The 16,620-nt window shown below is 59.0% G+C and carries 19 protein-coding genes; 16 read left to right on the forward strand and 3 right to left on the reverse strand.

Annotated elements, in window-relative coordinates; translation table 11 throughout:
* The first annotated feature begins 29 nt into the window (after window positions 1–29).
* Window positions 30–239 carry an oligopeptide/dipeptide ABC transporter ATP-binding protein gene (locus tag C6Y53_RS20785; RefSeq protein ID WP_342212790.1) on the forward strand — a complete coding sequence of 70 codons (210 nt, stop codon included), beginning with the start codon at window positions 30–32 and terminating at the stop codon, window positions 237–239.
* 208 nt (window positions 240–447) lie between these two features.
* On the opposite strand, the gene mobQ is transcribed toward C6Y53_RS20785, so the two are convergent.
* Window positions 448–1,755 (reverse strand): MobQ family relaxase, encoded by a 1,308-nt coding sequence (gene mobQ, locus C6Y53_RS20790; RefSeq protein WP_149615826.1) that lies wholly within the window; start codon window positions 1,753–1,755, stop codon window positions 448–450.
* Window positions 1,756–2,486: 731 nt separating this feature from the next.
* Between mobQ and C6Y53_RS20795 the strand changes: the two genes are divergently transcribed.
* From C6Y53_RS20795 to C6Y53_RS20830, 7 genes are all read left to right on the forward strand, one after another.
* Complete coding sequence (locus C6Y53_RS20795) at window positions 2,487–2,840, forward strand: mobilization protein (RefSeq protein WP_244615049.1); 354 nt, start codon at window positions 2,487–2,489, stop codon at window positions 2,838–2,840.
* Complete coding sequence (locus C6Y53_RS20800) at window positions 2,837–3,421, forward strand: hypothetical protein (protein WP_149615827.1); 585 nt, start codon at window positions 2,837–2,839, stop codon at window positions 3,419–3,421. Before C6Y53_RS20795 ends, C6Y53_RS20800 begins: the two co-directional genes overlap by 4 nt.
* Window positions 3,422–3,716: 295 nt before the next feature.
* On the forward strand, window positions 3,717–4,748 hold the full coding sequence (locus C6Y53_RS20805) for a replication initiator protein A (RefSeq protein ID WP_149615828.1): 1,032 nt from the start codon (window positions 3,717–3,719) through the stop codon (window positions 4,746–4,748).
* 112 nt (window positions 4,749–4,860) lie between these two features.
* Window positions 4,861–5,529, forward strand: a complete 669-nt coding sequence (locus tag C6Y53_RS20810; protein ID WP_149615829.1) for a ParA family protein — start codon at window positions 4,861–4,863, stop codon at window positions 5,527–5,529.
* A gap of 331 nt (window positions 5,530–5,860) precedes the next feature.
* Complete coding sequence (locus C6Y53_RS20820; RefSeq protein ID WP_073145958.1) at window positions 5,861–6,115, forward strand: type II toxin-antitoxin system HicA family toxin; 255 nt, start codon at window positions 5,861–5,863, stop codon at window positions 6,113–6,115.
* Entirely contained in the window at window positions 6,112–6,444 is a 333-nt protein-coding gene (locus C6Y53_RS20825) for a type II toxin-antitoxin system HicB family antitoxin (protein ID WP_149615831.1), read from the forward strand. Before C6Y53_RS20820 ends, C6Y53_RS20825 begins: the two co-directional genes overlap by 4 nt.
* 81 nt (window positions 6,445–6,525) lie before the next feature.
* Window positions 6,526–6,801 (forward strand): helix-turn-helix domain-containing protein, encoded by a 276-nt coding sequence (locus C6Y53_RS20830; RefSeq protein ID WP_149615832.1) that lies wholly within the window; start codon window positions 6,526–6,528, stop codon window positions 6,799–6,801.
* Between the two features lie 24 nt (window positions 6,802–6,825).
* On the opposite strand, the gene C6Y53_RS20835 is transcribed toward C6Y53_RS20830, so the two are convergent.
* Window positions 6,826–7,413 (reverse strand): tyrosine-type recombinase/integrase, encoded by a 588-nt coding sequence (locus C6Y53_RS20835; protein ID WP_149615833.1) that lies wholly within the window; start codon window positions 7,411–7,413, stop codon window positions 6,826–6,828.
* A 253-nt stretch (window positions 7,414–7,666) separates the two neighbouring features.
* Entirely contained in the window at window positions 7,667–8,293 is a 627-nt protein-coding gene (locus tag C6Y53_RS20840) for a helix-turn-helix domain-containing protein (RefSeq protein WP_149615834.1), read from the reverse strand.
* Window positions 8,294–8,563: 270 nt separating this feature from the next.
* Here C6Y53_RS20840 and C6Y53_RS20845 point away from each other — a divergent pair, with 270 nt between their 5' ends.
* From C6Y53_RS20845 to C6Y53_RS20880, 8 genes are all read left to right on the forward strand, one after another.
* Window positions 8,564–9,484 (forward strand): ABC transporter permease, encoded by a 921-nt coding sequence (locus C6Y53_RS20845; protein WP_149615835.1) that lies wholly within the window; start codon window positions 8,564–8,566, stop codon window positions 9,482–9,484.
* A gap of 10 nt (window positions 9,485–9,494) precedes the next feature.
* Window positions 9,495–10,496, forward strand: coding sequence for an ABC transporter permease (locus C6Y53_RS20850; RefSeq protein ID WP_244615050.1), 1,002 nt, complete (start codon window positions 9,495–9,497; stop codon window positions 10,494–10,496).
* Window positions 10,471–11,454: a succinylglutamate desuccinylase/aspartoacylase family protein gene (locus tag C6Y53_RS20855; RefSeq protein WP_211299579.1), complete on the forward strand. Its 984-nt coding sequence runs from the start codon at window positions 10,471–10,473 to the stop codon at window positions 11,452–11,454. The genes C6Y53_RS20850 and C6Y53_RS20855 overlap by 26 nt, the downstream gene beginning before the upstream one ends.
* Window positions 11,455–11,521: 67 nt before the next feature.
* A complete protein-coding gene (locus C6Y53_RS20860) occupies window positions 11,522–13,051 on the forward strand; it encodes an ABC transporter substrate-binding protein (RefSeq protein ID WP_149615837.1) in 1,530 nt (509 codons plus the stop codon).
* A 75-nt stretch (window positions 13,052–13,126) separates the two neighbouring features.
* Window positions 13,127–14,287: a metal-dependent hydrolase family protein gene (locus C6Y53_RS20865; RefSeq protein ID WP_149615838.1), complete on the forward strand. Its 1,161-nt coding sequence runs from the start codon at window positions 13,127–13,129 to the stop codon at window positions 14,285–14,287.
* Entirely contained in the window at window positions 14,284–15,276 is a 993-nt protein-coding gene (locus tag C6Y53_RS20870; protein WP_149615839.1) for a succinylglutamate desuccinylase/aspartoacylase family protein, read from the forward strand. The genes C6Y53_RS20865 and C6Y53_RS20870 overlap by 4 nt, the downstream gene beginning before the upstream one ends.
* A 3-nt stretch (window positions 15,277–15,279) precedes the next feature.
* Window positions 15,280–16,293, forward strand: coding sequence for an ABC transporter ATP-binding protein (locus C6Y53_RS20875; RefSeq protein ID WP_149615840.1), 1,014 nt, complete (start codon window positions 15,280–15,282; stop codon window positions 16,291–16,293).
* A 34-nt stretch (window positions 16,294–16,327) separates the two neighbouring features.
* Window positions 16,328–16,620: ATP-binding cassette domain-containing protein (locus C6Y53_RS20880; RefSeq protein WP_149615841.1), on the forward strand; the 293-nt coding region annotated here is incomplete at its 3' end.

The raw sequence follows: 16,620 nt of genomic DNA on the forward strand, positions 1-16,620 counted from the left end.
GGAAACCACTTCATCCATACAGCAAGGCGTTGATCAGCGCCGTTCCGGTTCCTTCTCCGAAGCGGGAAAGAGAACGGTCGCGCATTATTCTCAAAGGGGACCTTCCCAGCCCTATGAACCCACCAACAGGCTGCAGCTTTCACTCGCGCTGTCCAATCGCTGTGAAACGATGCGCCGTCGAAGAACCACCGCTCGTCAAATATGGCCTAAATCACACCGCAGCTTGCTGGAGAATTTAGGTGGGGGCCGATTCTGGTAGGGATCAGGACCGTATCTCAAGAAACCACTGGGCGCATCCGCCTAGAATACGCAGATTCCCGATTATTCATTTGAAGTAGCATTCACCGTGCCACCGATCCCCACGACAACCCGTTACGGCTTCGGCTTGCATCGGATCATTGGGAACGGAGAAACCCCTGACTTTACCAGACTTAACAACACACCCCCTCACAGCCCAAGCCCATCGCTCCTGTCCCTGTGCCGGAACCTGTCCAGTTCGATCTCCGCCTCCCGTGTGCGCTGGTCCCTGATCTCATTTGCGCGGGCGTTGGCCGGTCCGGCGATATCGTCGAAGGTGCAGCCAAACCGTTCGGCGGCCTTCTCCACCTCCCCTACGAGCTGCCGCTGACGCTGCTTGGCGACATCCGGATTCGCGATCTCGCGGCTGTCCTGCCAGGCGACTACGACCTGCTCGATGAACTGGCCGCGCGCGGCCTCCAGCGCCGCCACCCGCTCTGCTTCGCGGGCTTGCGCCCGTTCCTCTTCCAACGCTCGTTGCCGCGCGGCCTCGCGATCTTGGTATGCCCGGGTGAAGCTGGCGGCGAAGTCCCTGGCCCCTGCCCCGGAAAACAGCGCCCGCGCCGCCTCGGTGGCCGCGCTCAGCCGGCCGGCCTCCGCCTCGCGGGCCTGCGCGTAGGCTTCCCGCGCCCGGCCCATGCGCTCCAGCAGGTCGGCCATGAGGCTGCGCTGCTGGCGCACCCCGTGCACCTGCCCCCCGCGCTCGGTGACGGGTTCGTACGCCACCCCGTCCCGTTCGGCCTCCCGCATCGCCTTGCGCTCCATGGCGCTGGCCGCCGGCCCCAGCTTGATCTCCGGATCGCGGTCCAGCGCCATGGCCGCGAGCTCGTCACCACGCGACAGCGCCGCCTCGCGCTGGTCTTCCAGCGAGCGGTGATCCACCCGCGCTTCCATCTCCGCCCGCTCAAGGGCCGCGTTCTGCATCTGCGCCCAAAGCCCGCGCATCTCCGCGATCTCGGCCCCGCCGGTTCTGGCCGCGTCGAGAATGCGCGTCTTGTCGGTCAGCCCCTCCGACCCCAGAACACGGGTGGTGGTCAGGACATGGGCATGATGGTTGCGCTGGTCACCGTCGCGATGCGGCGCGTGGATCGCCACGTCGGCGGCGATGCCGTAGCGGCTGACCAGCTCCTGGGCGAAGCCGCGCGCCAGCTCCGCACGCCCTTCGGCTGACAGCTCCGCCGGCAGGGCCAGCTCCCATTCCCGCGCCGTGACCGAATTCCTGCGGGTCTCGCGCGCCTCCGCCGCGTTCCACAGGCCGGCACGGTCCTGCGCCCAGCCCGGCGCATCCGCCGGCGCCAGGATGAAACTCTCCTCGATGCCCTGCTTGCGGGTATAGTCATGCACCCGGCCCTCCCGCGCACAGGACAACCGCTCTCCCGCCCGATACGCCGCCGCCGCAGTCGCGGTCCGCCCGGCGCTGCGCTTCACGGTCTTGACGCTGAGATGGTAGCTCGCCACGTGCGCCTACCCTCTCACCGGCGACCGGTTTTTGGCCCGTGACAAAAACCGGGACGTCAGCGCAGAATGGAGATGAGGCTGGTCTGTACGGAAAAGCGGCGGAACCGGCCTCATCCTCCTTCCTGTTGGGCGCAAGCCGGGGGCTCCGGAACATCGTGTTCCGGAGCCGTCGCCCACGCGCGCGACCGTCTTTTCCCCGGAGACCCGCGCCCCGCAACGCTGGGGCCGAAGGGGAAAAGACAGCCCGTCCGAGGCCATCCGCATGATGGTTGAGGCACGGGCCTGCCGATGCGGTCCACCAATCTCCCCAGCCTTGTGGGGGGCGGGAGATTGGCGGCACGCATCGGCGGTTTGCCTCGGGCAAACCCGGCAAGGAAGGACAGGCCCGCGACTGTCTTTCCGCGCAGCCCGCAAGCGCGGCACACCCGGCAATCCAGCCCCGGCCACGGGGCTTGAGGGCCGTTCAGGGTGCCGCGATGCGGGACGCGGTCCATCTGCGTAAGATGGCCCTGGAGAGTTTGAGAGGCCGGGAGGGCCTTTCATTCCGGCGCGTGGCGCGCCGGACGGAGTTCGCCATCGGCTGAGGCTGTGCCTCAAGGAGATCGCACGCAAATCTCGGAGCGAACGAAGTGACTGCAGAGTTTGCATAAGTGCGCCATTCAATCCTTTCGGCTTTCATGGTAAGCCCGCCTCATCGTAGCGTCCCGCCCTCTCCGAAGGAACCCCTCTTCATGGCCGAAACCGCCCTCGAAAAACTTGAACGCCAGTACGAACAGGCCAGGGCAAGACTGCAGGCCGCCCGCGCCAGGAAGGCCGCGAAGGAGCGCAAGCTCGATGCCAGGCGCAAGATCATCCTCGGCGGCGCCCTGATCGAAAGGGCCGGCCGGGATCCCGAGGCCGCACGGCTGATGAGGGCGCTGGTGACCGGCCTCTCCCGGGCGCAGGACCGCAAGGCGTTCGAGAACTGGACGCCCCCTGCCCCTGCCCCGGATCCGGGTGCCGCCGAAACAACCGGGGCGCCGGACAGCGAGGCAGATGTTCCGATTGCCAGGGACAAGGGCGGACCGGCGGAGAAACCGTCATGAGCCGGGAGACGGATTCCGAACCGGAAACCTGGGACAGCCTGCGCGATGTCTTTCACCGGGAGATTGCCGGCAATGGCGGCGACAGCGCCGCGGCCTTCATCGCGATCCTGGATGAGCTGGATGCCCGGATGGGGGTGGCCGATGATCGGATCGAACGCAATATCGAGATCGTCGATGCACTGATCGGCTGGCTGAAGCTCACCCAGGAGCAGTTGAAGGGCCTCCCGAACCAGGTACGCCGGAGTACGGCAGAGGGTGTAGCGCAGCTGGGAGCCACCACGGAGCGCGCGGCGACCGATGGCGCCCGCAACGGTGCCCGGGCCTCGGAACAGGGGCTGGAAGCGCTCAGGGCGGCTGTGAGCGCCGCGGAAGCCTCTCGGCGCAAACTGGCCCGCGTGGCCCTGATCGGGCTTCCTGTGGCTTTTGCAGGCGCGCTGCTGGCTGGTGTCTTGTTCGCCAGCTTTGCCATCCCCACCCTGCCCCGGAGCTGGCAATGGCCCTGCACGCTGATCGGATCTGAATTCCGAACCAGCGTGGACCCCGATAGCCCAACCACCTTCTGTGTCATCGTCAGGAAATGAGAAAGACGGCCAGGCGGGGGCGAGACAGCTGCTCACTCGTTTTTCTCAGCAAGAACACGCTGGAATACGCAGGCGGTGGGCGGTCTGGTCGGGCCGTGCTGCAGGACCGCTCGGTGTTAAATATGTGTTAGAATCTGTGTTACACAGCTCCAAAATCACATTTAACACAATTGAATCAGGTTTTTAGTCAGTCCGCTGGTAACTAAAAACACGAATCTTGGTAACTGAAATCCTGCTCCTGGTAACTAAAAACACGAATCTTGACACCGGTAACTAAAAACACGAATGTCGCTGCATGGTAACTGAAAACACGAATCTTGCACCGCTCTTACCGGACCGTCATCCGCAGCATGATCTCTTCATCTGCGATGTGGCCGACGCGGTCTTGAAGGACGTGATGCAGCACATGGAACATCCGTTCTACTCGCTGTCAAAAAAACCAGAGACCTCTGTGAAGCGCTACAAGAACGGCGAGCATTGGCTGGAGATTACGCCGAGCGTGAAGGGGCTCGCGACGATCTATGATAAGGATATCCTGATCTTCTGCATCAGCCAGCTGATGGCGGCTCTGAAGCGCGGCGAGCAGGTCTCTCCTCGCGTCCGAATCAATTCTCGTGAGCTCCTGATCTTCACGAACCGGGGCACGAGCGGCCGCGAATACCTTTCGCTGCTGGACGCGCTTGATCGTCTGGAAGGTACGAGAATCCGCACCAACATCGTCACCGGCGATGAGGAACAGATCGACGGGTTCGGCCTGATCGACGCTTCCTCGATCCGCCGAAAGCATGGAATGGACGGTCGCTTGCTCTGGTGCGAGGTCAAGCTCTCCGACTGGGTTTTCAACGCTATCCGGAACGAAGAAGTTCTGACGCTTCACCGCGACTACTTTCGCCTGCGCAAACCGGTTGAGCGACGGGTTTACGAACTGGCGCGAAAGCATTGCGGACAGCAGAAGACCTGGAAGATCACCTTGGCCAAACTCCTGCTCAAGAGCGGGTCGCAGAGCCCGGAGAAGCGGTTCCGGCAGATGATCAAGGAACTGGCGAAGCACGACCACCTGCCCGACTACGAAGTCGATTTCGACGAAGCGGCGGACATGGTCATCTTCACCAATCGCGGTTCGATGGCCCCTGCCCCGCTCGTGGAAGGCCGCGTTCCGCCGCTGAAGTCCGAGACATACGAGTATGCGCGTGAGGTCGCGCCGGGCTGGGATATCTACCACCTCGAACGCGAATGGCGGGACTGGATCATCGAGCCGCCACGGGATACCGATCGCGCCTTCATCGGTTTCTGCCGCAAATGGTTCGAGAAGCGCGGCAGGCCGTGAGATAGAAAACCGGTACAGGAAACAAATCCGGTGTGCGGTTTTAATCCGGTGTTGGAAAAGTAACCGGTGCAAGATATAAATCCGGTAACAACAAAAGTGGCAGGATCGAGCAATGCCCGTCATCGTCATGGCCAGTCCCAAGGGTGGGGTAGGGAAATCTACATGCGCCGTTCTTCTCGCCTCCGAGTTCGCTCGTATGGGAGCAGAGGTCACGGTTCTGGATTGCGACCCGAACAAATCCCTGACCAGGTGGGCGTCTCACGGCACACCGGAAGGCGTTACGCTCAAGGGTGATATCGGCCGATCGGAGATCGTCCCAACCATCCGCTCTGCCGATGGCGACGGAAGGATCGTCATCGTGGATTTGGAAGGGGTGGCATCGCAGCTCGTCAGCCGCGCAATCTCGCAGGCCGACCTGGTGATCGTTCCGATGCAGCCGACGGCACTCGACGCAGAAATCGGCTCCGAGGCGTTGGCGCTGGTGCGGGAGGAAGAAGAAGCGCTCGGCCGTTCGATCCGTCACGCGGTTGTCCTGACTAAGACCAGCGCAGCAGTGAAAAGCCGGGTCCAGAAAGAGCTGGAGCAGCAACTGAGCGGGGCACGGATCGACGTGATCGAGCCCTCCTTGGTCGCCCGTGCGGCGTTCTCCGAACTTTTCGCCTACGGCGGTGATCTGACCGCGATGATGAACGACCCCGACATGATGACGGGCGGTAAGGTCGATAAGGCCCTGCAGAACGCCCAGAGCTTCACGGAGGCTGTCTATGAACGGCTCAAATAGACTGGCGGGCCTGAAGGCGCGCCCGAAGGATACGACTGTCGAAGAGGTCCGGCGCGTAGATGAGGTTGGAGAGGCGAGGGGGTTTCTTGATCGGACCCCGCGCAAGAAGCCGGGTCGCAAACCGAGTCCGCGGACCTACCAATTGCATCCGAAGGTGTTTCCGAGGGTAGGGGAGGCCATTGCCTCCGAGGCTGAGCGGTTGGGCATTACCCAAGGCCAGCTTATCGAGCGAATGTGGGATTTCTACAAGACAGATTGAAACGACCAAACCAATTATCCATATCGACGGAAGAGCGCTTGCAAAAAACGCTAGCGTTCGTTATGTAACCTGATGAACAGCAAGCACCGCAAAACGTTGGCCGCTGTCTTCACAGACCCGGTGTCAGGAACAATCGAATGGTCGGCGGTCGAGCGTCTTCTCGTTGCCGCTGGCGCTCAAGTCATCGAAGGGCGCGGCTCGCGGGTGCGGTTCGAGAAGGATGGCGAGGTCGAGACGTTTCACCGTCCGCACCCTGCCAAGGAGGCCAAGCGCTATCAGGTGCGCGCCGCCCGCGCGTTTCTGGAACGGATCGGAGTAACGCCATGACCAACTCCATGACCTACAAGGGATACTCGGCTCGCATCGAATATGATGACGAGGATGGAATTTTCACAGGGCGCATCGCTGGCATCCGCGATGGCATTGGATTCCACGCGGACACGGTTGAAGGTTTGCGGGACGCATTTCACGAAGCGGTTGAAGACTATATCGAGACCTGCACAAAGGTCGGAAAGGAACCGCAGAAAGCCTTTTCCGGTCAGGTCATGTTTCGTGTCGATCCGGAGGTCCATCGCAAGGCGGCGCTCGCAGCCGAACTGTCAGGCAAAAGCCTGAACCAATGGGCCGAAGAGGTCTTGGATCGGGCAACAAGGTAAGATCCTGCAGAGCAAAACCGGTGTGGCGCAGCAATTGTTACGCTCGCTGCCAAACGGAAACAGGCCTGAAAAGGGGACACGATGCAAACCTTCGGCGCCGAACTGCTCCAATCCCTGGCGGAAGCCGTGGCCCATGCGAAAGGGCAGGGGCCTGCGACGATCCACCACCCGATCGATCCCCAACAGGTTCGCAAGAAAACCGCCCTGTCCCAGGAGCAGGTGGCACTGTTGATGGGCATGAGCCTGTCGGACTACCGTGAATGGGAACAGGATCCGCACAATATCAGCGGACCGGCGGCGATACTCCTGCGCGTGATCGAGAAGGATCCGGACGCCGTGCGGCGCGCCTTGGAGTGACCCGCAGGCCGGGCGGCGTTTTCCTTACCACAACCCGTCGAACCGGCTGGCGGCGGTACGCGTGTAATGCGCTGTGTGCCGGGGATCGCGGTGTCCGAGGTAATCCTGGATCAGCCGCAGGTCGTAGCCGCGATTGGCCAGCGCAAAGCCGCAGGAATGCCGCAGCATGTGCGGATGAACAGGACCGATCCCCGCACGTTTCGCGGCCGCGCCGATGATGTAGTTCACCGCCTGCCGGGTCAGTGGCTGCCGGCGTTCGGAAACGAACAGCCAGGGCAGGGCGTCATCGCGCGCGGCCAGCCAGCGACGCAGGGCGCGCAGCTCGTCCCCCGCGACCGGATGCTCGACGCTCAGCCCGTTCTTCAGCCGCGCGACCCAGAGCCGGGCCTGCGCGAGGTCGGCGTCGGCGCGGCGCAGGGCGATGGCCTCGGAGACGCGCAGCCCGTGCCGGAACATCATCAGGATCAGCAGATGGTCGCGGATTCCGTGCCGGCCCTTGCGGGCAGCGGCGAGCAGCCGGTCGATCTGCACCGGGCCGAGATAGTCGCGGCCGCGCTCATGGGCATCGGCCGCGTGGTCGTCGTCACTCTTGACAATTTGCCGCCTGAGCATGCCCGTCCTCCGTTCCGCGAAGCCCTGGAAACAAGCTACCTCGCGGAGCAGAGCGGCAACAACTCTTTACACGAGGCACATTTTGTAAAAGGTTTGGAACGTACCGTTTGCTGCGCCGGCAACCTAATGGGATGAACTGGGTAACGTCCCCCAGAGGGAGTTTAATTTCATCTGCGATGCTAATAATTTGAGTAGCGATCGAGTTATATGTCAACGCCTGGCCCATCCGATATTGCCCGTTGACGAGCGCTCTTCAAAGGTGGCGTTCCATTGGGAAATTGCTGACGACCCACAAAATTTGAGCCGGGGCTCCGCCGATGTTGCGAAATGCGTGAGGCAAGCGTCCATCGAAGGTAAAACTGTCTCCCTCCGTGAGACTGGCCTCTACGCCGTCGACACTCATCGAAATTGTCCCCTCCAGCACCAGACCGCCTTTTTCGGCAGGAGAGGTCAGGGGCGTTGGTCCTGAAGAACCATTCGGTGGCAGGTGGAGCAGCATCAATTCGAGCCTCTGCGCGGCGCCATCGGAAAGCAACTCCTTGGTTAGATAATCCAGTTCGCAGAACGGTCGCTTGCCCTTGCGTCGTACGAAAATCGGGTCCGGAACGCCTTCCGCCACGTCGTTCTCGCCTGGAAACAGAGAGCCTGCGGACGTGCCAAGGGCGACTTGGATCTTTGTCAACAGCTTAAGCGACGGGTTTGCCAGATCCCGTTCGACCTGACTAAGCATCCCCGCGGAAACGCCGGCGAGGCGTGACAGAGTCTGAATTGACAATTTTTTCTTTTGTCTCAGATGCTTAATTCGAGATCCAACACTAGCACTGGGATCTCCCGCATGTGGCACACTATCCTTATCCTCGGCATCATCATTTCTTGCCATTGTTTTTCCTCAGCTTCCTCAGGTCGATCTAAAGTGACCCAGAACGGCCTGACGTCTAAGCATCGACCGGCGGTCAAGAGCTTCATTATACTGAACTACCTTCCCACACAGTAATCCCAAAGCAAAGGAATTCCTTGACGTGACGCATCCCTCCGCCTTATGTTCAATATATCGAATGCTGTACGCGTTCAATGAACGATATATGAACTTCACAACGTGTTGCGGCACCTGTCGTCTCTCACGTTCAAAGGCTAGTCGAGGCTGGAGCCCGTGACACAATACATCTTTCGCCGCTTCGCCCAGTCCCTCATCGTCCTTCTCGGCGCATTGCTGATCTCCTTCGTCATTCTACGCATCGTGCCGGGAGATCCGGCGATGATGATGTTGTCCGACCTTGCGACGCCCGAAGAAATCGAACGCATGAGGTCGTCTCTGGGAGTCGACAAATCGATCTGGACCCAACTTGCCATTTTCGCGAAGCAGATCGCGACAGGCGACTTCGGTATGTCTTATCGCAACCAGGTTCCGGCGTTGGGACTCGTTCTGTCCTACCTGCCGGCAACATTTGAACTCGCAGGCGCTGCCCTTGTTTTGACCGTGACTATCTCGGTTCCACTGGGAGCCTATGCTGCAGTCCGCAAAGGCAGTTGGGTCGACAATATGCTCAGTGGTTTTGCCCTGGTTGGACAGTCGGTTCCTGTCTTCTGGCTTGGTATCATGCTCATCCTTGTGTTTTCGGTGCACTTTCGCTGGCTGCCCACCTCAGGTCGCGGCGATTTGAGCCATCTCGTTTTGCCAGCAATAACTCTAGCTGCCGCACAGGTCGCTTTGGTATCGCGCATCATGCGTTCGAGCATGTTGGAAGTGATGCGCCAGGATTACATCCGGACTGCCCGCGCCAAGGGACTTTCCGAATGGTCCGTTATTTTCGGGCACGCGCTGCGCAATGCATTTGCGCCCGTCGTGACCGTCTTGGGACTCCAGATCGGCACGTTGCTTGGCGGCGCTATCATTACTGAAACCGTCTTTGCATGGCCCGGCGCCGGCAACTTGTTGGTCAATTCCATCGGTGCGCGCGACTACCCGGTGGTGCAGGCGATGGTTGTCATCTCAGCACTGGTCTTTGTGATAACAAACCTGATCGTAGACATCATCTATGTCCTTCTCGATCCACGAGTAAGCTACGGTTGAGAGCAGGCGCATGACGTTCCTCAAGATCCTACACGCAAGACCGATGTTTGCTTTTGCTACCGTCGTCCTGACCGCATTGATTGTGACCGCATTGCTAGCTCCATGGCTGACGCAAGGCAGCGTCGAGGCGCAAAGTCTGTCTGCCCGCCTGAAACCGCCCGGATGGGTGGACGCCAGCGGCCACATGTATCTGGCAGGGACCGATCATTTAGGACGCGACGTATTGGCTCGTCTGATCTACGGATCCCGCCTCTCGCTCGCCGTCGGCACCTTGGCCGTCGCTTTCGGTGGGGCAGTCGGCCTCGTTCTCGGTTTGATCTCGGGTTACTACGGCGGGAAAGTAGACGCAGTCATCATGCGTTTCACCGATATGCAACTCGCGTTTCCCTTCATGCTGCTGGCTCTGGCCCTCGTGACGATTCTCGGTCCCAGTGTGATAAACGTGATCCTCGTTCTCGCCATAACGAGCTGGATTGTTTACGCTAAAGTCGTGCGTGGCGATGTATTACAGCTGCGAAACCGTGAATTCATCGAAGCCGCACGCGTTCTGGGAATTCCCGATAGGCGAATTATTTTCCGTCACATCCTGCCCAATATCTTCTCGTCCTTCCTCGTCGTTGCATCGTTTCAGGTCGCAGCGCTAATTATTGCGGAATCCTCGCTGAGTTTCCTGGGCCTCGGCGTACCGAGCAACATCCCCACATGGGGCACCATGCTAGCCGATGGGCGTGAATACGTGCGTGACGCTTGGTGGCTGTCAGTGTTTCCGGGCGTCGCCATCATGCTCGCGGCGCTCAGCTTCAACCTGCTTGGTGATGGTCTTCGCGACCTGCTCGATCCAACAATGCGCGCTTCTTCGCCGACACGGAAGCGCAGGATACGCTTCTTTTCCCCTCGAAACGGCCCACCGGCGACCCCTGATCCGCATACCGCGGTCAAGGAGATCGGCCCGCTGGGGAACGAATCTAACAGCTTGGAGATCAAGAATGTCGATCAAAGTCGGAAATGTTGAAGCAAAGGCAGGCAAGCTGGAGCGCGGCGAACTGCGCGTCGGCAGTATGGCGGATGGATCTCCAATCGAACTGCCCGTTTTCATCGCATGTGGCCGCAAGGACGGCCCGATCGTGTGGCTTGAGGGCTGTATTCACGGTGAGGAATACGGGGGTGCGGCCTCAATCATTCAATTCATGCGGAACCTTGATCTCAGCACGCTGAGTGGCACGATCATCGGTATTCCGGTTGCCAATCCGGCATCCTTCAACTTCCGCTCTCGGGTTTCGTCTATCGACGGCCAAAACTTGAACCGGATTTTTCCCGGCGATCTGGCGGGAAGCCACAGCGTTCAACTTGCGGCCGTCATCGGCGAGCATTTGGAGAAGCATGCCGATTTCTTGATCGACCTGCATAGTGGAGGCATTGGTGCCGAGGTTCCTTTCTACGTGATCTACAAGGACGACGGCACACAAAACGCAACAAGATCAAAAGATCTGGCGAAGCGCGTCGGTGTCGAGACGATCTGGCGGGTGCCGGAAGCTCAGGGCATGGGCGGAACGGTGACGGCTGAAGCGCTTCGTCACAACATCCCTTCAGTTACAGTAGAATGCGGCGGCGGAACTTTCACCCAAAAACATCTCGACGACTACCTCGTTTCTATAAACGGTTTCCTGCAGGCGACCGGGAATCTATCTGGCAACGCACCAGTGCGCGACGGTTACACGATCATCAGCGGCGGTAGTTTCATCCACAACCGTGAGGGCGGCCTATTCGTACCTGAGTGCAAGGTCGGCGATATTCTCCCCAAGGGCAGGATGATTGGCCGGCTTATCAATCTCCACGGCGAAACAGTCGAGGAGATCCCAAATCCCTATGAGGATTCCTATATTGCAGCACTGCGCTGCAACTACTTTCCGACCCATGCAGGAGAAATCTGCGCCGAAGCAATTCCGGTAGAGGCACGCGAAGGGCTTTGACAACCCCGGCGGCGTATTTGTCGACGCTGCCAAATTATAATGACCAATTCAGCCAAGGGAGAAGACGATGCAAATGAAACCTCTGCGAACGCTGACGCTCGCCAGTAGCTTGGTGCTCAGCACAGCTTTGATGGGTACCGCGCTGGTGGGATCGGCAATGCCGGCCCAAGCCTTCGAATTAACGGTCGCATCCGGGGCCGATCCCACTACGCTCGACCCCCGCAAGACCTGGGTTGCTCAGGGTTACACCATGAATGCCCATGTTTTTGAGCCCATCGCGTTCCGCACCGAAAAGGATGGCAATGTCGTACTGACCCCAGTGCTTGCCGAATCGTGGGAACAGATCAGCCCGACGGAACTTGAGGTCAAGCTTCGCGAAGATATCACGTTCCATAACGGCGAACCGTTCAACGCGGAAGCGGTTGCCTATACAATTAGCAGCATCCAGGCAGAGGATTTCGTCACCAATCTGAAGCTCTGGGTCCGAGATATCACCGAAGTCGAGGTGAAATCCGAGTATGTGTTGATATTGAGAACTACCAGCCCAACACGAGGCCTGGTCAATGTTCTCGCACAAGTGCCAATCGTCGCGCCCGAAGCTGCAAAATCCCCGGACTTCGAGAAGAACCCGATTGGGACCGGCCCCTATGAGATCGTGTCCTATGTTCCCAGCGGACAGGTCGTGCTCGAACGGAACCCGGATTACTGGGGTGAGCCTGGGAAAGCCGACAAGATCACCTTTCGGATTATGCCCGAAACCTCGACCCGGCTCGCTGCGCTTGAGTCCGGCGAGGCTCAAATCGCCGAAAACCTGCCGCCAGACAAACTTTCGTCACTGCGTGAAAACGAAGAAATCGACGTTGTCTTCACCCCGACCCTGCGCGTCGACTACATGGTATTGAATCATAACAACCGTCTGATTCAAAATAAAAAATTTCGAGAAGCACTTTCTCTGGCCATTGATCGCAAGGGGATTGTCGACAATCTGCTCGCCGGCACAACGAAGGTTGCCAACTCGATCTCTCCCCCAGGCACCATCGGCTATGATGCCAGCCTTCCCGCCTATGGCTACGACCCAGTGCGCGCAAGAGAACTACTCGAAGAGGTCGGCTACAACGGCGAAGTCATCAAAGTTGGCGGCCCGATCGGCCGTTACTCAATGGACAAGCAGGTAACCGAAGCCATCGGCGGCATGCTTCAGGCAGTCGGGATCAACGTTACCGTCGAGACGCTGGCTTTCTCGTCATACATCCCGAAGTACTACGAGCCGGCCTATGATCTTGCCTTCATCGGTCAGACCGACTTCACGGTCAGTCCGCACAAGCACTGGGGGGCCATCTTCTACTCGCCAACCGCCAGACATGGCTACGCAAACGACGAGATGGACAGGTTAATCGCCACAGCAACTGTCGAACTTGACGACGAGAAAGCGGCTGCATTGTTCCGTGAAGGCCAGGCACTGCAGAGAAAGGAATTCGGTGGAGCATTGCCTCTCTACTATGAGCCTCAACTGATTGGCATCAGTGCAAAATACGAAGGCTTCGTGCCGAGGCTGGATGAGTACATCATTGTCTCCGGCGTCCAACCCAAACCGTAGCGTAGCCCAGGCATGCAGGTGCTCAGCCCTGCATGACCTGAACAAACTTCACAACCCACTAAAATCGAGGAAAAAATGACCAAGTATGTTATCTGCGGCACCCTGATTGACGCGACCGGCGCAGAGCCTGCAAAAGGGAAGGCCATTGTCGTTGATGACGACAAGATCAAATCGATCATAGAGGCGAAAGAGGTGCCGTCAGGCGCTGAAGTTATCGATCTGTCTGACCGCACAGTCATGCCGGGCCTGATCGACAGCCACGAGCATCTGATTGTGGATATCGGTGACGAAGAGGCGCAGTGCTCCGAAACGGTTCCCTACCTCGCCATGAAAGCGATGTGGAACGCCAAAGCCATTCTCAGAGCAGGCATAACCACGATGCGGGATGTTGGTGAACGTTACTTCATCGATGTCGATGCAAAACGCTGTATTGAGGCCGGCCTGATTCAGGGTCCCCGCCTGCTAATTAGTGGTCACCCAATCATTCGTACTGGCGGCCACGCGCATTTTCTGGGTCGTGAGGCCGATGGCGTGGGTGACATGCGCAAAGCTGTTCGTGAGCAACTCAAGCGAGGCGTCGATCTTATCAAGATCATGGCCAGCGGGGGCATGTCGACCAAAGGATCACTCCCGGATTCCCAGGAGTTCTCGGACGAGGAGATTATCGCTTGTGTGGACGAGGCACGCCGAAACGGACGCAAGGTTGCAGCACACCTGCATGGCGGCCCGGCTCTGAAGGTCTGTATCGACGCAGGAGTGCATTCGGTTGAACATGGCATTCTCTACACCGAAGAGGACGTGAAGCTTGTCGCGGGATCCGACACTTGGCTGGTCTTCACAACGGGTGTTGGTCAGGCGGCAATGGAAAGCCCGAATGCACCGCCGCACTTCGTGGCAAAGGCGTCTGCCGCACAGGCCAAGAGCCTGAACGTCCGCAAGTGGGCAAAGCAGTACGGTGCGAAGATCGCCGTCGGAACGGATACCTACCACGGACGTATGGACGTGGAGGCCAAGGCGCTGGTCGAAGCCGGTTGGACGCCAATGGAAGCCATTCAGATCTGCACGATTAAGGGTGCCGAACTCTGTGGCTTGGAAGATAAGGTGGGGACTTTGGAAACGGGTAAGCTGGCGGATATCATCGCCCTTGATGGTGATCCAATCGCCGATCTCGGAAATCTTCGAAATGTCACCTTCGTGATGAAGGGCGGTAAGATTGAATTCGACGAGATCGCATGATGGATGATCAATCAGAAACCACCTTTGAGATCGGCACCGCGCGTGCCGATCCGGGTGAAACATCTACCGGCGATCTAAACGTAGCGGTCGGTATGGATTCCCGCACGGTCACGATCCCGATTTGTATCGTGAACGGCGCCCGACCAGGGCCGGTGGTTTTGGTCGAGGGTGGCTTGCACGGCATCGAAATTGGGACCGTCGAAGTTTGCCGCCAACTCAAGGACAAGGTTGATCCGACCGATATGGCAGGGACGCTAGTTCTTGCACCCCAGGTCAATCCATGGGCGTTTCTCGCATCAAGCCGGTTCACCCCACAGGACTCGTTGGACATGAACCGGGTGTTTCCCGGTGCTCCGGGCGGTTCCCTGACGCACCAAGTGGCCCGCGTCGTCTCGCGCGAGTTGCTGGACCGCGCCGATGTCGTGATAGACTGCCATTCGTGCAACCCGCCCTCCCTGCTGTTCACAATTATTGGCGAGGAGGGGGATGCCGAGACACGCCGTCAATCCATTGAGATCGCCAAAGCGTTCGGCTATCCTGTAGTTCTCGCGAATACGGCCTATTCCGGAACGTTGTCCGGATATTGCCTGGAGCAGGGCAAGCCGACGATCACCCCGGAGTTTCTGTTCTCGCGTCGTTTTGATGACACGTCGATCCAGACAGGTGTCACCGGCGTACTGAACGTGCTTAGGCACCTAGGCATGTTGGATGGCGATGTCCAGCCCATTAAGGTAGAAGGCGGCTTCGATGAAGTCCGCACCTATCGGTCAATAGCGGCAACCAGCGGTGGCTTCTGCTTTTTCGAGCAGGAATGTGGCGCGGTCGTTTCGCGCGGCGACACGTTGGCGGTACTGTGCGACTATTGGGGATGCGAAACAGAGCGCATCACTGCACCCGAGGACGGCATCGTAATCGCATTTCCGCTCCAAGGTAATCAGGCGGCGGGATCTGGTGACAAGATTGCCTATCTTGCATATCGGGTGGAGTGACCGATGTCGCACCTTCTTGAAGTCCGGAACCTGCAAACGCATTTCCATACGCCCGGAGGCGGTCTCGTAAGGGCCGTCAACGGCGTGTCTTTCTGCCTCGACCGGGGCGAAACGCTTGGGATTGTGGGGGAGTCGGGTTCGGGAAAATCAGTCACTTCTCTGTCGATCATGCGCCTGCTGCCGAGGCCTGCAGGCTTCATCGCGGGCGGTGAAATCAAACTCGAAGGCCGGGATCTACTAGCCATGAGCGAGCGAGAGATGCGTCGGGTGCGTAGCAAAGATATCGCAATGATTTTTCAGGACCCGATGACGTCGCTCAATCCGGTGGTTCCAGTCGGCCGCCAGATCACCGAATCGCTCAAACTTCACATGGATATGAACAGTCGACAAGCTCACAATCACGCGATCGAGTTGATGGAGATGGTCGGCATTCCCGAGCCGCACCGGCGCATCGACGAATATCCACACCAGTTTTCAGGAGGAATGCGACAACGCGTGATGATTGCGATCGCACTGACCTGCAATCCACGGGTGTTGATCGCAGACGAACCCACAACCGCGCTGGACGTTACTATCCAGGCGCAGATCCTCGAACTGATAAAACGCCTCCAGCAAGAACTGGACATGGCAGTCATAATAATAACTCACGATCTTGGTGTCGTTGCGGGCGTCGCGGACCGGGTCAACGTCATGTATGGTGGCCGGATGGTCGAGAGTGGACCGACCGACGAGATCTTTGAACGGCCGCGCATGCCCTATACGATCGGCTTACTGCGTTCAGTGCCGCGCGTTGACGATGACCGAAAGCAACGACTCGTGCCGATCCGTGGGACGCCACCAGACATGGACAAGCCGATTCCAGGTTGCGCATTTGCGCCGCGCTGCGACTTCTCAAAACCAGTCTGCCGCGAGGAGGCCCCAGCGCTGCGGTGCGTTGCGCCTAGCCACAAGACCGCCTGCCATTTCGACGTTTCACTCGACTCGCCTACAGAAAACGTGACTCGCGAAGTCGGGTAGGTGGAAATCAGAACAATCTAACAGGAGAGGTTTCATGCAGCCGCTTGTACAAGTCAGCAACCTCAAGATGCATTTTCCCGTGCGCAGGGGCATCGTTGTCAAGCGCCAGGTAGGATCGGTAAAGGCTGTTGACGGCATCAGTTTCGATATCGACGAAGGCGAAACCCTAGGTCTTGTCGGCGAATCAGGCTGCGGAAAGTCGACAGCGGCCCGCGCGATTCTCCAAGTCTATAGCCCAACGGCCGGCTCCGTTCGCTTTCGCAGCAAAGATCTTGTCGGTCTTGGAAAAAAACAGATGGCGCCTTATCGGCGCAAATTGCAGATGGT

Source organism: Pukyongiella litopenaei, from assembly GCF_003008555.2.
Classification (GTDB): Bacteria; Pseudomonadota; Alphaproteobacteria; order Rhodobacterales; family Rhodobacteraceae; genus Pukyongiella; species Pukyongiella litopenaei.

Excerpts from the sequence above, each read along its gene's own strand:
- C6Y53_RS20795 (WP_244615049.1), top strand. The coding sequence starts at position 2,487 with ATGGCCGAAACCGCCCTCGAAAAACTTGAACGCCAGTACGAACAGGCC.
- C6Y53_RS20800 (WP_149615827.1), top strand. The coding sequence starts at position 2,837 with ATGAGCCGGGAGACGGATTCCGAACCGGAAACCTGGGACAGCCTGCGC.
- C6Y53_RS20805 (WP_149615828.1), top strand. The coding sequence starts at position 3,717 with ATGGTAACTGAAAACACGAATCTTGCACCGCTCTTACCGGACCGTCAT.
- C6Y53_RS20810 (WP_149615829.1), top strand. The coding sequence starts at position 4,861 with ATGCCCGTCATCGTCATGGCCAGTCCCAAGGGTGGGGTAGGGAAATCT.
- C6Y53_RS20820 (WP_073145958.1), top strand. The coding sequence starts at position 5,861 with ATGAACAGCAAGCACCGCAAAACGTTGGCCGCTGTCTTCACAGACCCG.
- C6Y53_RS20825 (WP_149615831.1), top strand. The coding sequence starts at position 6,112 with ATGACCAACTCCATGACCTACAAGGGATACTCGGCTCGCATCGAATAT.
- C6Y53_RS20830 (WP_149615832.1), top strand. The coding sequence starts at position 6,526 with ATGCAAACCTTCGGCGCCGAACTGCTCCAATCCCTGGCGGAAGCCGTG.
- C6Y53_RS20835 (WP_149615833.1), bottom strand. The coding sequence starts at position 7,413 with ATGCTCAGGCGGCAAATTGTCAAGAGTGACGACGACCACGCGGCCGAT.
- C6Y53_RS20840 (WP_149615834.1), bottom strand. The coding sequence starts at position 8,293 with ATGGCAAGAAATGATGATGCCGAGGATAAGGATAGTGTGCCACATGCG.
- C6Y53_RS20850 (WP_244615050.1), top strand. The coding sequence starts at position 9,495 with ATGACGTTCCTCAAGATCCTACACGCAAGACCGATGTTTGCTTTTGCT.
- C6Y53_RS20855 (WP_211299579.1), top strand. The coding sequence starts at position 10,471 with ATGTCGATCAAAGTCGGAAATGTTGAAGCAAAGGCAGGCAAGCTGGAG.
- C6Y53_RS20860 (WP_149615837.1), top strand. The coding sequence starts at position 11,522 with ATGCAAATGAAACCTCTGCGAACGCTGACGCTCGCCAGTAGCTTGGTG.
- C6Y53_RS20865 (WP_149615838.1), top strand. The coding sequence starts at position 13,127 with ATGACCAAGTATGTTATCTGCGGCACCCTGATTGACGCGACCGGCGCA.
- C6Y53_RS20870 (WP_149615839.1), top strand. The coding sequence starts at position 14,284 with ATGATGGATGATCAATCAGAAACCACCTTTGAGATCGGCACCGCGCGT.
- C6Y53_RS20875 (WP_149615840.1), top strand. The coding sequence starts at position 15,280 with ATGTCGCACCTTCTTGAAGTCCGGAACCTGCAAACGCATTTCCATACG.